This window comes from Achromobacter sp. EB05 (assembly GCF_044232075.1).
GTDB classification, from domain to species: Bacteria; Pseudomonadota; Gammaproteobacteria; order Burkholderiales; family Burkholderiaceae_B; genus Achromobacter; species Achromobacter dolens.
On the sequence record NZ_CP155917.1, the window covers coordinates 4425007 to 4438641 of the forward strand.

Here is a 13635-nt window from a genome sequence, read left to right on the forward strand (position 1 = left end):
ATTCAACGCCTGCCGTGAGCCAAGTGTTGCGTCCGTACTGCGTCGTTCTGCGTCGCCTAAATCGTAAATCCCGGTACATATCCAGCCTGCGCTCACTCTAGCAAAAGGCGTGATGCATGGATGAGTCATTTCTCTCGGGTTTAGCGTGCAGGCGTGGAGGGGGGAAGACTGCGCGCCAGCGGTGGTGACACACCACATTACTGTATATTTATACAGTACTTTGAGGTGCCATCATGACCATGCTCGACCGTCCCCCGCCCACTCCCATGTCTGCGGCCCGCATACGCGAGCTGTACGCCCGCAATCCATCGGCCGAAGGGTGCGCCCTGGCCTGGGAAATCTGGCGCCTGCAGCGCGTTCTGATCGCGTTGGAAGCGGGCTTGCGAAATGCCTCCACCCTGCGCCACCGACAGGACATCATTGACCACGTCGTAGGGCTGCTGGAATACGTGCAGGGCGAGCCCTGTTTGACCGAACCCCTCGCGGTCAAGCAAGGGCGCAAGCGTGGCGAACAGCGTTGACGCACAGCCGCCCGGCGCTGGCCGGAGCACTGGCGAAAAAAAGCCCCGCGAGTGCGGGGCTGATCGTGACCACTGGCTGCGCGGCTACTCGCTCGCGCCCTGGATGACGTAGGGTTTGAAGCGGACCACTTCATAGCCCAGCCAGTCGTTGATCTCCAAGAACTTGGCCTGCAGCGGCTCCAGCTCGTTGCGCGCGAAGACCTGGGCGGCTGATATCGGCGTGCCGAAGCCGCCAGAATTCGACGGCACCAGGCCCATGAGCTGGGGCGGCACACGGTGCGCCGCAAGCACGTCGTCGCGCGACACGTTCTTGATGTTGAAGAAGTCATCGCGCGCGGCCACTTCGCTAACCGGGATGATGATCTGCATCCCATCCTTCTTGCCGCCAGGCGCGTACACGAACAGATTGCGGAAGTTGCCCGGCCCCTTGGAATCCTTCATGGCTGCGCGGATGTCGTCCACATAGCTGGTATCCGTCACAGTGTCCGTCAGGTACGTGACGAACCCCGCATGACTGCCGTTCAGGTAGTACCTGCGCCGGAAGAGCCTGGTGGACTCGTTCAACCATGCCGCGTTGAGGGCGGCCAAGTACTCGGGCAGGCCATAGACCTCCTGATTGATGTGCGACTGCGTGAGCTGGCATATCGTGCTTTGCCGGAACTCATGCTGCTGACCTGAGGGGGCACAAAAAAGGTCGGACAGCACCCCGCGCCGCATGCACTTGGCAAACGCATACTGAATGAGCGGCTGCCGGTTCCTGGCTCACATATATCGAGCCGCAGCCTCTAAGTCAGCTAGCAATCTGTACGAGCGATGATCTTCTTTTGTCTTGCGCCGCGTCATCGTGACGCCGCGATAGACGTCCATCGCCATCGTGCGTCTGCGTTCGATGACCGATAGTGGCAGCGCCATTACTTGCCGCCGTCGGCCTTGACCAGATACAGCTTGCCACCGTCGACCAGCCTGTAGTCCTTCTCGCCGGGCCTTGCCGTGCGGGCTTTGATCTCAGTTCGTCTGTCCAAGCCTTGGCGATCATATACGGGTACTTTTCGCTTCTATGAGCGCGTTCCCCCGCAGTACCCGTAAAAATACCTGCGCGTGTATTGAGCTATCCAGGCACAAGCAGGGAAAACGCAACCCAAAGAAAAAACCCGCAGAACTTGCGTTCTGCGGGTTTCTTGCCAGCCTGGCATGCCAGGCTGGAAATCTGGCGGAGATGGTGGGATTCGAACCCACGATGCAGTTTTTAGCCACATACTCCCTTAGCAGGGGAGCCCCTTCAGCCTCTCGGGCACATCTCCGAAGAGAACGAGATTCTAGCACGACTTTTTACACTGTTGCCCGCGCAATGCCGCGGGCGTGAAAAAAACCGTGCCGGACCCGCGTCGCTCAGGCCTTGGCGGCGGGCGCCTGGTCCAGGCCGAAGGCCTTGTGCAGCGCGCGCACGCCCAGTTCCATGTACTTGTCGTCGATGATGACCGAGGTCTTGATCTCGCTGGTGCTGATCATCTGGATGTTGATGCTTTCCTGCGAAAGCGTCTGGAACATCAGGCTGGCCACGCCAACGTGCGAGCGCATGCCGATGCCGACGATCGAGACCTTGGCGACCTTTTCATCGGTCGACAGTTCACGCGCGCCCACGGCGGGGATGACTTCGCGCTTGAGCAGGTCGACGGCGCGCGCGAACTCGTTGCGGTTCACGGTGAACGAGAAATCGGTCGTGCCAGCCACGGACTGGTTCTGCACGATCATGTCGACGTCGATGTTGGCGGCGGCGACAGGGCCCAGGATCGAGAAGGCGATGCCGGGCTTGTCGGGCACGCCCAGCAGGGTGATTTTGGCTTCGTCGCGGCTGAAGGCGATGCCGGAGACAACGGCGGCTTCCATTTTTTCGTCTTCCTCAAAAGTAATCAGCGTGCCCGAACGCATTTCTTCGTCGAGCGGGATGAGCGGGTCGGTCAGCGAGGACAGCACCCGCGTCGGCACACGGTATTTGCCGGCGAATTCGACCGAGCGGATCTGCAGGACCTTGGAGCCCAGCGAAGCCATTTCCAGCATTTCCTCGAAGGAAACGACGGCCATGCGGCGCGCTTCGGGCACCACCCGCGGATCGGTCGTGTAGACGCCATCCACATCGGTGTAGATCAGGCATTCATCGGCCTTGAGCGCCGCCGCCACGGCCACGGCCGAGGTGTCGGAGCCGCCGCGGCCCAGGGTGGTGATGTGGCCGTCAGGGTCCACGCCCTGGAAGCCGGTGACGATGACCACGCGGCCGGCGTCGAGGTCGCCGCGGATACGGGCGTCGTCGATCGAGGTGATGCGGGCCTTGGTGAACGACGAATCGGTGCGCACCGGCACCTGCCAGCCCGCGTAGCTGCGGGCGGCGACGCCTTCGGCCTGCAGCGCGATGGCCAACAGGCCGCTGCTGGCCTGCTCGCCGGTGGCGGCGATCATGTCGAGCTCGCGCGCGTCGGGCTGGGGCGTAATCTCGCGCGCCAGGCCCAGCAGGCGATTGGTTTCGCCTGCCATGGCCGACGGCACCACGACAACCTGGTGGCCGGCAGCGTGCCACTTCGCGACGCGTCGCGCCACGTTCCTGATGCGCTCGACCGAGCCCATCGAAGTACCGCCATATTTATGAACGATCAGGGACATCTCGTACTCTGGCTGGGGACCCGCCGCAAGAGTGGGGGCGGGCAAAACCTCATATTCTATCCCGACGGTAAAAATTTGCGCAGGCCATGGAATTTTCTTTCCAGGGAACGGTCGTTTTTTCCGGAAAAATGTCGTTCTGGCCAGAATTCGACGGCGCCAGCCGCGGATTTCACTGCGCAGCGCCTGCCGGCGCCGGGCGCCCCCACCTTTGCGCTAACGTGACGCCGGCGGTTGCGGATCCGGCCGCGGCTCGATCCAGACCCGCCCGCGATGGCAGCGCACCACGTGGCCGGCCTGCTCGACCCGCAGTTGGCGGTCGTGCCCCAGGCTGTGCACGCCGCGCAGTTGGCGCAGCAGGTCGTTCAGGCGCGCCTCGGTCGGCATGCGGGCGCCCTGTTGCGCCATCCAGTGGCGCAGCACGTGCGCCTGGCGCGCCGGCGACAGCCGCCGCCAGGCCGCCAGCGAGAAGCTGGCGCCGTCCGCGCCCGGCTCCAGCGCGGCGAAATCCTCGCGCGCCACCTCGTCCAGGATCTCGCCCGCCTCGGCCATGTGCCGGGCGTGGCGCGCGACGATGGCGCGCCAGCCGGGCCAGCGCGCATCCAGCACCGGCGCCAGCAATTCGCGCAGCGCGGCGCGGGTGTAGCGCGGATCGGCGTTGGTCGGGTCCTGCACCGCGTGCCAGCCGGTGGCGTCAGCAAACTGCCGCGCGGCCTGCAGGATCGTCGTCCGGTCCTGCTCCAGCCACGGCCGCAGATAGGTCAGGCCGTCACGCGATGTGAGCGGCGCCATGGCCGCCATGCCGGCCAGCCCGGTGCCGCGCAGCAGGCGCAGCAGCACGGTCTCGGCCTGGTCGTTGCGGTGGTGCGCCAGCAGGACCAGGCCGATGCCCTCCTCGTCCGCCAGCCGCGCCAGCGCGGCATAGCGGGCGTCGCGCGCGGCGGCCTCGATGCCCTTGCCGCCGGCCGCGTCGACCTCGACGCGGGCCTGGCGCAGCGGCAGTTCCAGCAGACCGGCCAGGGCCTGGACCTGATCGCGCCAGCCGTCGGCGGCGGCCTGCAGGCCGTGATGCACGTGCAGCAGCGCCACGCCGGCGCCCAGTTCCCGCGCCACGGCGGCGGCATGGACCGCCAGCATGGCCGAGTCGGCGCCGCCGCTGACAGCCACGGCGAACCGCCCAGGCGGCCGCGGCAGGGCTTGCAGGGCGCGGCGCAGGGCCGCGATCAGGTCGGGCGAGACGGGATGGGGGAAAGGGGTCCCCGCGGCAGTCGAGTCGGACGCGGGGCGGGAAGTCATGGCGGCGGGCGCGGGCCGGAAGCGGCCGCGGCGCCGGCCAAGGCCGGCGCGCGCGCTTCGCTCAGGCGCGCACTTCCTGGAAGGCGCCGTAGGACAGCAGGCGTTGCACCCGCTGTTCCACCAGTTGCTCGGGCGTCATGCCCTGCAACTGGCGCAGGGCGTCGCCGAGCGCGCGGCGAAGCAGACGCGCCATGACGCGCGGGTCGCGGTGCGCGCCGCCCACGGGTTCGTTGATGACGCGGTCGACCAGGCCCAGGTCCTTCAGGCGCGGGGCGATGATGGCGAGCGCCTCGGCGGCCTCGGGCGCCTTGTCGGCGCTGCGCCACAGGATCGAGGCGCAGCCTTCGGGCGAAATCACCGCGTAGGTCGCGTACTGCAGCATCAGCACGGCGTTGCCCACGGCGATCGCCAGCGCGCCGCCCGAGCCGCCTTCGCCGATGATGGTGACGATCACGGGCACCTTCAGTTCGGCCATGGCGTACAGGTTGTGGCCGATGGCTTCGGACTGGCCGCGTTCCTCGGCGCCGATGCCGGGATAGGCGCCCGGGGTGTCGACGAAGGTGAACACGGGAATGCCGAACTTCTCGGCCAGGCGCATCAGGCGCAGGGCTTTGCGGTAGCCTTCCGGACGCGGCATGCCGAAGTTGCGCGCGGCGCGTTCCTTGGTGTCGCGGCCCTTCTGGTGGCCGATCACCATGCAGGGCATGCCGTTGAAGCGCGCCAGGCCGCCCACGATGGACTGGTCGTCGGCGTACATGCGGTCGCCGTGCAGTTCGTGGAAGTCGGTGAAGATCTCGCGCACGTAGTCCAGCGTGTAGGGACGCTGGGGGTGGCGGGCGACCAGCGCCGTCTGCCAAGGGGTGAGCTTGGCGTAGATCTCCTTGGCCAGCGACTGGCTCTTCTGCTGCAGACGTCCGATCTCGTCGGAGATGTCCACCGCCGAATCGGCCTGCACATAGCGCAGCTGCTCGATCTTGTTCTCAAGCTCGGCGAGCGGCTGTTCAAATTCCAGAAATGTATTGCGCATGTAGTGTGGTTCCGTAGATGGGCGACCTGGATTGCGTCAGTATTGGACCGGCGTCGGTTCCAGACTGCGCCACAGATACCAGGTTGCCACGGTACGCCAGGGTTGCCACGCCAGCGAGACTTCACGAGCCTCGAAGCGCGAGACAGGCTCGCCGCTGAAATAGTGTAGCGAGATTGCCTTGAGCAACCCAGGATCATCCAGCGGCAGGACATCGGGCCGCTGCAGATTGAAAATCAAAAACATCTCCGCCGTCCAGCGTCCGATGCCGCGGATGGCGGTCAATTCCGAAATGACGGCCTCGTCGTCCATGGCCGCCCATTTCTCGGGGTGCACCCGGCGTTCGCCGAAATGCACCGCCAGATCCAGCACGTACTCGGCCTTGCGCTGCGACAGGCCGGCCGCACGCAGGCCTTCCAGGCCCACGCGCAACACCGCCACCGGCGTGGGACGCTTGCCGGCGGCTTCCAGGAACTTGTCCCAGACGGCGTCGGCCGCCTTGGCAGAGACCTGCTGCCCGATGATGGCGCGGGCCAGCGTCACGAACGGCGTGCCGCGCGACGTCAGCCAGACCTCGGGGTGCTGGGGAATGATCTTTTTCAGGATGCGGTCGCGCCGCATCAGGTGGGCGACGGCGGCTTCCCAATAATCCGGCTTGGGAATCTCGGTATCTGCGATGGACATGGCGGGCGTATCCAGGGGGGTCACGCCCGACGCCACTGCGTCAGGCCGCCCGGCTTGTCATCGAGCTCGATGCCGGCTTCGCGCAACTCGGCGCGGATGCGGTCGGCCTGGGCGAAGTCGCGCGCGGCCTTGGCGGCGGCGCGGGCGTCGATCAGGGCCTGGATGGCGGCGGCGTCGAGTTCGGCGCGCGCGCCCTGCTCCATGCCGGCGGCCGAATAGCGGGTGGACGACTGGAAATACGTCGCCGGGTCCTGTTGCAGCAGGCCCAGCAGGCCGCCCAGGGCCTTGAGCTGGCCGGCGCTGCGCGCGCTCTTGCCGCGGTTGGCCTCGGAGGCCAGCTCGAACAGGGCCGCGACCGCGCCCGAACTGTTGAAATCGTCGTCCATGGCGGCCTTGAAGGCCTGCGCCTGCGGCTCGTTCCAGTCGATGCCCTGGTCGTCCGCCGGCACGTTCTGCAGCGCCTGGTACAGGCGGTCGAGCGCGTTCTGGGCGTCGACCAGGTTGTCCGGCGTGTAGTTCTGCGGGCTGCGGTAGTGGTTGCGCACGATGAAGAAGCGCACCATTTCCGCTTCACGCGGGTTGACGCGGTAGTCGGCCGTGTCGGCGGCCGGCTCGCCCTGGGCGATGGTCTGGCGGATGGTGCGGAAGTTGCCGAGCGACTTGGACATCTTGTCCGAATCGACCATCAGCGGGCCGCAGTGCATCCAGATGTTGGCCAGCGTGCCGCCGAAGGCGCCCTCGGTCTGGGCGATCTCGTTCTCGTGGTGCGGGAATTTCAGGTCGGGGCCGCCGCCATGGATGTCCAGCGGCAGGCCGAGCAGCGACTTGCTCATGGCCGAGCACTCGATGTGCCAGCCCGGCCGGCCCAGGCCATAGGGCGATTCCCACTTGGTGTCGGCCGGTTCTTCTTCCTTGGCGGACTTCCACAGCACGAAGTCGAGCGGGTCGCGCTTGGCCGAGCCCACCGCCACGCGCTCGCCGGCGCGCAGGTCGTCCAGGGTCTTGCCCGACAGCTTGCCGTAGCCCTCGAAACCGCGCACGGCGTAGTTCACGTCGCCGTCATCGGCCTGGTAGGCCAGGCCCTTCTGCTCGAGCTTGCCGATGATGTCCAGCATCTCGCCCACGTACTCGGTGGCGCGCGGCTCGCGGTCGGGCGAAGCCACGCCCAGCGCGCGCTCGTCGGCGTGCATGGCGTCGATGTAGAACTCGGTGACCTCGCCGATGCGGCGGCCGGTCTCGACCGCGCGGCGGATGATCTTGTCGTCGATGTCGGTGATGTTGCGCACGTAGTCGACCGCCAGGCCGCTGGCGCGCAGCCAGCGCTGCACCACGTCGAAGGACACCAGCATGCGGGCGTGGCCCAGGTGGCAGAAGTCGTACACGGTCATGCCACACACGTACATGCGCACCTGACCGGCCTGGGCCGGTTTGAACGGTTCTTTGGTACGCGATAACGTGTTGTAGATTTGCAGCATGGCGCTTGTGATGGTCCTGTTCTTTCCGTGGCGGCCGCGGAAATCGTTGCGCCCGAAGGACGATACCTTCGAGGCTTGCCGTCCGGCCGGGTGGTTCGGGCGATGCCCGGGTTCGCGTCATCCAGTCTGCGGCCCACCGGCTTCACCTACCGGCCTTACCCACCGAATTCACCCATTGTCGAGCCAAAAACCCAACCGAGGCTAAAATGGCGGTCGTCAAGTATAGCAAGCGGCCCGGCCGCGCGCGTCAGCGCCGGCCGGCCACGACTTTTAACGGATGCCCACGTGACTATCAAGCCGCGTTTTTGCGTCACCCTGCTCGCCCTGGCCCTGGCCGGCTCGCCGCTGGCCGGCGCCCATGCCCAATCCATGGCCGGCGGATCGGGCGAGAACCCGAATGCCAATCGCACCACCCTGGACCCGATTCCGCCCGAGGGCGGCTGGGACGGCCTGTCGAACGTGCTCAAGTCGATGCAGCCCAGCGTGGACACCCGGCTGCAGCCGTCCGCCTCGCAGATCACCACCCACATCGAACGCCTGCTGAACCGCGGCGACAACGCCGAGGCGCTGGCGATGATCGAAAAGCGCGAAGCCGAGATCAAGGACCAGCGCGGCACCGACGTGCAACTGATGTTCCAGCATGCGCGCGCCCTGGCCGCGCTCGACCGCAAGGCCGAGGCCATCGACATCTACACCGAGATGACGACCCGCTTCCCCGAGCTGCCGGAACCTTGGAACAACCTGGCGGCTCTATATGCCAGCCGGGGCGAACTTGAAAAAGCGCAGGACGCCCTGCAAATGGCCCTGCGCGCCGACCCGGGCTACGCCGCCGCGCGCGCCAACCTGGGCGACCTGCAACTGCTGCAGGCCCTGCGCACCTACAAGCAGGCCGCCAAGGAAGGCGTGCCCGGCATGCAGGACAAGGCCCGCGAAGTCGAAACCATGCTGAAGGATAAGCAACGCAAATGACGTCCCGTTACTCCCCTCTTCACCTGCTGCGCCTGACGGCGTGCTCGTTCGCGCTGGCATTTGCCCCGGCGCTCGTCAGCGCCGCGCCCGCGGCCGCCCCCTCCAACTCCACCTCTGAAGGCACAAAAGCCATGAGCACCAATCCCCGCGTCAAGCTTCACACCAACCAAGGCGACATGGTCATCACCCTGGACGCCGCCAAGGCGCCCAAGACCGTCGAGAACTTCCTGACCTACGTCAAGGAAGGCTTTTACAACGGCACGGTGTTCCATCGCGTGATCGATGGCTTCATGATCCAGGGCGGCGGCTTCGAGCCCGGCATGAAGCAGAAGCAGACCCACGCCCCGATCGAGAACGAGGCCAACAACGGCCTGAAGAACGACAAGTACACCCTGGCGATGGCCCGCACCAGCGACCCGCACTCGGCCACCGCGCAGTTCTTCATCAACGTCTCGAACAACGACTTCCTGAACTTCACCGCACCCACGCCCAACGGTTGGGGCTACGCCGTGTTCGGCAGCGTCACCGAAGGCACCGACGTGGTCGACAAGATCAAGGGCGTGAAGACCGGCAACAAGGGCTTCCACCAGAACGTGCCGAACGAAGACGTGATCATCGAGAAGGCCGAAGTTCTTGAATAAGATCGCCCTGTCCGGCCCGGTCTGGCTGGCCTCCGATCTGCACCTGGGGCCGGCCACGCCGGCCACGGCGGAGGCCTTCCTGGCCTTCCTGCAGGCGGCCGAGGAAGAAGCCGCCGCCCTGCTGCTGCCGGGCGACATCTTCGACGCCTGGATCGGCGACGACGTGATCCGCGCCGCGCCGCCGTGGCTCGCCACGGCGCTGACGGCGCTGCGCGCCACGGCCGGCCGGATTCCGGTGTGGCTCGGCCGCGGCAACCGCGACTTCCTGATCGGCGAGGAACTGGCCGCCGCGGTGGGCGCCAAGCTGCTGCCCGAGCCGGCGCTGCTGCAGACCGACTACGGCGACATCCTGCTGACCCACGGCGACGAGTTCTGTACCGACGACGCGGCCTACCAGCAGTTCCGCCAGATGGTGCGCAACCCGCGGTGGCAGGCTGAATTCCTGGCCAAGACCATCCCCGAGCGCCTGGCGATGGCGCAGCAGGCGCGTGGCGAAAGCCAGATGGCCAACCAGGGCAAGTCCATGGAGATCATGGACGTCAACGCCGGGGCCGTTGCGCAGGCCTTCCGCGACCATGGCGTCAAGCTGATGGTGCACGGCCACACGCACCGCCCCGCCCGCCACGTGCTGGAGGTCGACGGCGTCAAGCGCGAGCGCTGGGTGCTGCCGGACTGGGACTGCGACCACGTCTCGCCGCCGCGCGGCGGCTGGCTGGTCATCGACCGCGACGGCCTGCAGTTCTACGACCTGGAAACAGCCGAATAGGCGGCGCGCCCGTCCTGTCCGTCCGAAAGCAAAGGGCCGCGTCATGCGCGGCCCTTTCTTTTTGCCCGTCGCGTTGGCGCGGCGCGGATCTCAGCGGGTGAAGATCCAGGCGGCCACGATGGCGCCGAACACGATCCGGTACCAGGCGAACACGCGATAGGTGTGGTTGGCCACGAAGCGCAGCACCGCCCGCACCACCACGATGGCGCTCAGGAAGGCCGCCACGAAGCCCACGGCGATGCCGGACAGGTCGTGCTGCGTCAGCAGGTCCATGTTCTTGTACATGTCGTACACGGCCGCGCCCAGCATGGTCGGCATGGCCAGGAAGAACGAGAACTCGGTGGCCGTCTTGCGCTGGATGCCGGCGATCATGCCGCCGATGATGGTGGCGCCGGAACGCGAGGTACCGGGAATCATGGCCAGGCATTGCGCCACGCCCACGCCCAGCGCCTGCTTCCAGGTGATCTGTTCCAGGGTATGGGCGGTGGCGCGCTCATCCGAGGCGGTATCGTCGGCCGCGCCCGGCGCGTCGCCGGGGGTGTGGCGGGTGCGGCGTTCCACGTACAGCATGATCAGGCCGCCCAGCACCAGCGTCACCACCACCACGCCGGGGTGGTAGAACACCTGCTTGATGGACTTGATGAAGATGGCGCCGATGACCGCCGCCGGCAGGAAGGCGATCAACAGGTTGCGGGTGAACGCCACCTCGCTCGGCACGCCGGTGAGGGTGCCGCGGATCAACCGCAGCAGCCGCGCGCGGAAAATCCACATCACCGCCAGGATCGAGCCCAGTTGGATCACCACCTCGAACACCTTGCCCTGGCTGGATTCGAAGTTGAGCCAGTCGCCGATCAGGATCAGGTGGCCGGTGCTGGACACCGGGATGAACTCGGTCAGCCCCTCGACGATGCCGAGGATGAAGGCCTTGATGAGATAGAGCGTGGTATCAGTCACGATGGCAAGGGTTCCTTGAAGGCATCTAGTCGTTGGTCAGCGCGGCGTCTTCGTCCAGCGGCTCTGGGGAGCGTTTCTCGACGCGCACCAGGGCAATGCGGCGGCCGTCCATTTCCAGCACCTCGAAGCGGAAATGGTCGTGGTGGAATTCGTATTCGCAGACGTCGCCCGGCTTGGGCAGGTGGCCAAAGCGCGACAGCAGGTAGCCGGCCAGGGTGGAGAAGTCCTGCGCCTCGTCGACCAGGCCTTCGGTTTCCAGGACCTGCTCGACGTGGTGCAGGTCGGCCGCGCCGTCGATCTTCCAGGTGTTGGGCCCGTCGGCGACGATGTCGGGCAGTTCGTCCTCGTCGGGGAATTCGCCGGCGATGGCCTCGAACACGTCGATCGGCGTCACCAGGCCCTCGATGGCGCCGAACTCGTCGGCCACCAGCACCAGTTGGCCGCGCGAGCGCTTGAGGGTGTCCATCAGGCGCAGGATGCCGATGGCCTCGTGCACGATGATCGGGTCGCGCAGGCGGTTGCGGCGCACCCGGCCCTCGGTGATCAGGTCGGCCACCAGGTCCTTGGCGCGGGCGATGCCCAGCACCTCGTCGAGCGAACCGCGGCAGACCGGGAAGAAACTGTGCGGCGCCTCGGTGATCTGGCGGCGGATGGTGTCGGGGTCGTCGTCGATGTTGATCCACGACACGTCGGTGCGCGGCGTCATGATCGAGCGGATCGAGCGCTCGGCCAGCGTCAGCACGCCGCTGACCATGTTGCGCTCCTCGACGCCGAAGGCCGGGATGGCGGGACCGTCGGCGCTGGGCAGGTCGGGCTCGTCGGCCGGCGGGCGCTTGCCCAGCATGCGCAGCACCGCCGAGGCGGTGCGTTCGCGCATGGGCCGGCGCGCGTCCAGCTTGAGCAGGTTGCGGCGCGCCACCTGGTTCAGGGCCTCGATCGCCACCGAGAAGCCAATGGCAGCGTACAGGTAGCCCTTGGGCACCTTGAAGCCGAAGGCCTCGGCCAGCAGCGAGAAGCCGATCATGAGCAGGAAGCCCAGGCACAGCACCACCACCGTCGGATGCGCGTTGACGAATCGCGTCAGCGGCTTGGAGGCCAGCAGCATGATGCCGATGGCGATGACCACGGCGATCATCATGATGGCCAGGTGGTCCACCATGCCGACCGCGGTGATGACCGAGTCCAGCGAGAACACCGCGTCCAGCACCACGATCTGCGTCACGATGACCCAGAAGCTGGCGTACACGCGCGGTCCCGAGGAGCCGCCATGCTGCCCGCCTTCGAGCCGCTCGTGCAGCTCCATGGTGCCCTTGAACAGCAGGAAGAAGCCGCCGGCCATGAGGATCAGGTCGCGCCCCGAGGGCGACAGCGGTCCGATCGAAAACAGGGGGGTGGTCAGGGTGACCAGCCACGACATGACCGACAGCAGGCCAAGCCGCATGACGAGCGCCAGGCTCAGGCCAAGGATGCGCGCACGGTCGCGTTGCGACGGCGGCAGCTTGTCCGCCAGGATGGCGATGAAAATTAGGTTATCGATTCCCAGGACGATCTCAAGGACGACCAGGGTAAGCAAGCCGACCCACGCAGCGGGGTCCAGCAGCCACTCCATCAGGAGCTCCAGAAGTTACACGACCGGTAATCGTACCCGGAAAACGCGTGACACGCCGGTGACAGGGGTCGCGCGGATGGCTTACGGAACTGTGCCGAGGCGTGCGCCGCGCTGGGATGCGCAACGGCGCGCGCGACAAAAAAGCCGGCCACATGGGCCGGCTTCGGGAATGCGTCGGGACGCGCCCGCGGCGTCAGGCCGCCGGCGTCGGGTTCAGCGCCGACAGCATCTGCGTGAAGATCTTCGGGCTGGCGGCCAGCACGTTGCCGGAATCCATCCAGCCCTGCTCGCCGTCGAAATCGGCGACCAGGCCGCCGGCTTCCAGCACCATCAGGCTGCCGGCCGCCAGGTCCCAGGGCTTCAGACCCACGCCGCAGAAGCCGTCCAGGCGGCCGCAGGCGACATAGGCCAGGTCCAGCACGGTGGCGCCCAGGCGGCGCACGCCGGTGCTGCCTTCGGCCATGGCGCGGAATCGGGCCGAGCCCTGCTCCAGGTCGCCCGAGTTGGGCCAGTGCGCGCCCAGCAGGGCCTCGTGGTAGCGGGTGCGGCCCGAGACGCGCACGCGGCGGTCGTTCAGGAAGGTGCCGCTGCCACGGCTGGCGGTGAACAGTTCATTGCGCGAGGGATCATAGATGACCGCCTGCGTGACCTGGCCGCGCTGGGTCAGCGCGATCGACACGGCGTAGTTGGGCAGGCCGTGGATGAAGTTGGTGGTGCCGTCCAGCGGATCGATGATCCACTGGAATTCGGCCTGGTCGGGGCCCTGCAAGCCGAATTCCTCGCCCAGGACGGCATGGTCCGGATAGGCGGCGCGCAGCGTCTCGACGATGGACTCCTCGGCGGCGCGATCGACTTCCGTGACATAATCGCGCGGCCCCTTGCGAGCCACGCTGAGTCGTTCCAAATCCATGCTGGCACGGTTGATGATGGTGCCGGCACGCCGGGCCGCCTTGATGGCGATGTTGAGCATCGGGTGCATAAAATTCCGTACGTATGCGGTGGGTAGGCCGCTAGCCACCCCCCCGGATCCACCGCCCCCGACAG

General features: G+C 66.7%; 12 protein-coding genes, 1 tRNA gene and 1 pseudogene. 4 read left to right on the forward strand and 10 right to left on the reverse strand.

Going from position 1 to position 13635, the window contains the following annotated elements:
- The first annotated feature begins 233 nt into the window (after positions 1–233).
- On the forward strand, positions 234–521 hold the full coding sequence (locus AAID08_RS20015; RefSeq protein WP_395756827.1) for a hypothetical protein: 288 nt from the start codon (positions 234–236) through the stop codon (positions 519–521).
- Positions 522–605: 84 nt separating this feature from the next.
- On the opposite strand, the pseudogene AAID08_RS20020 reads toward AAID08_RS20015, so the two are convergent.
- The 7 genes and pseudogenes from AAID08_RS20020 to cysS form a co-directional block, all read right to left on the reverse strand.
- Positions 606–1262 (reverse strand): annotated as a pseudogene (locus AAID08_RS20020) (phage portal protein); the annotation flags it as partial.
- Positions 1263–1729: 467 nt separating this feature from the next.
- A tRNA-Ser gene (locus tag AAID08_RS20025) sits at positions 1730–1822 on the reverse strand.
- Between the two features lie 88 nt (positions 1823–1910).
- A complete protein-coding gene (locus tag AAID08_RS20030; protein ID WP_054431502.1) occupies positions 1911–3176 on the reverse strand; it encodes an aspartate kinase in 1266 nt (421 codons plus the stop codon).
- 213 nt (positions 3177–3389) lie between these two features.
- The gene (tilS, locus tag AAID08_RS20035; RefSeq protein WP_395757833.1) at positions 3390–4388 is read right to left on the reverse strand and encodes a tRNA lysidine(34) synthetase TilS; all 999 of its coding nucleotides are present in this window, start codon (positions 4386–4388) and stop codon (positions 3390–3392) included.
- Positions 4389–4530: 142 nt separating this feature from the next.
- On the reverse strand, positions 4531–5496 hold the full coding sequence (locus AAID08_RS20040; RefSeq protein WP_269873083.1) for an acetyl-CoA carboxylase carboxyltransferase subunit alpha: 966 nt from the start codon (positions 5494–5496) through the stop codon (positions 4531–4533).
- A 36-nt stretch (positions 5497–5532) separates the two neighbouring features.
- Positions 5533–6177 (reverse strand): DNA-3-methyladenine glycosylase, encoded by a 645-nt coding sequence (locus AAID08_RS20045; protein WP_054503300.1) that lies wholly within the window; start codon positions 6175–6177, stop codon positions 5533–5535.
- A 20-nt stretch (positions 6178–6197) separates the two neighbouring features.
- Entirely contained in the window at positions 6198–7652 is a 1455-nt protein-coding gene (gene cysS / locus AAID08_RS20050; protein WP_064524216.1) for a cysteine--tRNA ligase, read from the reverse strand.
- Between the two features lie 285 nt (positions 7653–7937).
- Here cysS and AAID08_RS20055 point away from each other — a divergent pair, with 285 nt between their 5' ends.
- The 3 genes from AAID08_RS20055 (at position 7938) to AAID08_RS20065 (ending at position 10028) form a co-directional block, all read left to right on the forward strand.
- The gene (locus AAID08_RS20055) at positions 7938–8621 is read left to right on the forward strand and encodes a tetratricopeptide repeat protein (protein WP_054503100.1); all 684 of its coding nucleotides are present in this window, start codon (positions 7938–7940) and stop codon (positions 8619–8621) included.
- A gap of 131 nt (positions 8622–8752) precedes the next feature.
- The gene (locus AAID08_RS20060; RefSeq protein WP_026382011.1) at positions 8753–9262 is read left to right on the forward strand and encodes a peptidylprolyl isomerase; all 510 of its coding nucleotides are present in this window, start codon (positions 8753–8755) and stop codon (positions 9260–9262) included.
- Entirely contained in the window at positions 9255–10028 is a 774-nt protein-coding gene (locus AAID08_RS20065) for a UDP-2,3-diacylglucosamine diphosphatase (protein WP_054503101.1), read from the forward strand. The genes AAID08_RS20060 and AAID08_RS20065 overlap by 8 nt, the downstream gene beginning before the upstream one ends.
- A 90-nt stretch (positions 10029–10118) precedes the next feature.
- On the opposite strand, the gene AAID08_RS20070 is transcribed toward AAID08_RS20065, so the two are convergent.
- The 3 genes from AAID08_RS20070 to AAID08_RS20080 all read right to left on the reverse strand — a co-directional run bounded on the left by AAID08_RS20070 (position 10119) and on the right by AAID08_RS20080 (position 13570).
- Positions 10119–10982 carry an undecaprenyl-diphosphate phosphatase gene (locus AAID08_RS20070; protein ID WP_395756828.1) on the reverse strand — a complete coding sequence of 288 codons (864 nt, stop codon included), beginning with the start codon at positions 10980–10982 and terminating at the stop codon, positions 10119–10121.
- A gap of 25 nt (positions 10983–11007) precedes the next feature.
- Positions 11008–12591, reverse strand: a complete 1584-nt coding sequence (locus tag AAID08_RS20075; protein WP_054503103.1) for a TerC family protein — start codon at positions 12589–12591, stop codon at positions 11008–11010.
- A 193-nt stretch (positions 12592–12784) separates the two neighbouring features.
- The gene (locus AAID08_RS20080) at positions 12785–13570 is read right to left on the reverse strand and encodes an inositol monophosphatase family protein (protein ID WP_054417226.1); all 786 of its coding nucleotides are present in this window, start codon (positions 13568–13570) and stop codon (positions 12785–12787) included.
- Between the last annotated feature and the right edge of the window lie 65 nt (positions 13571–13635).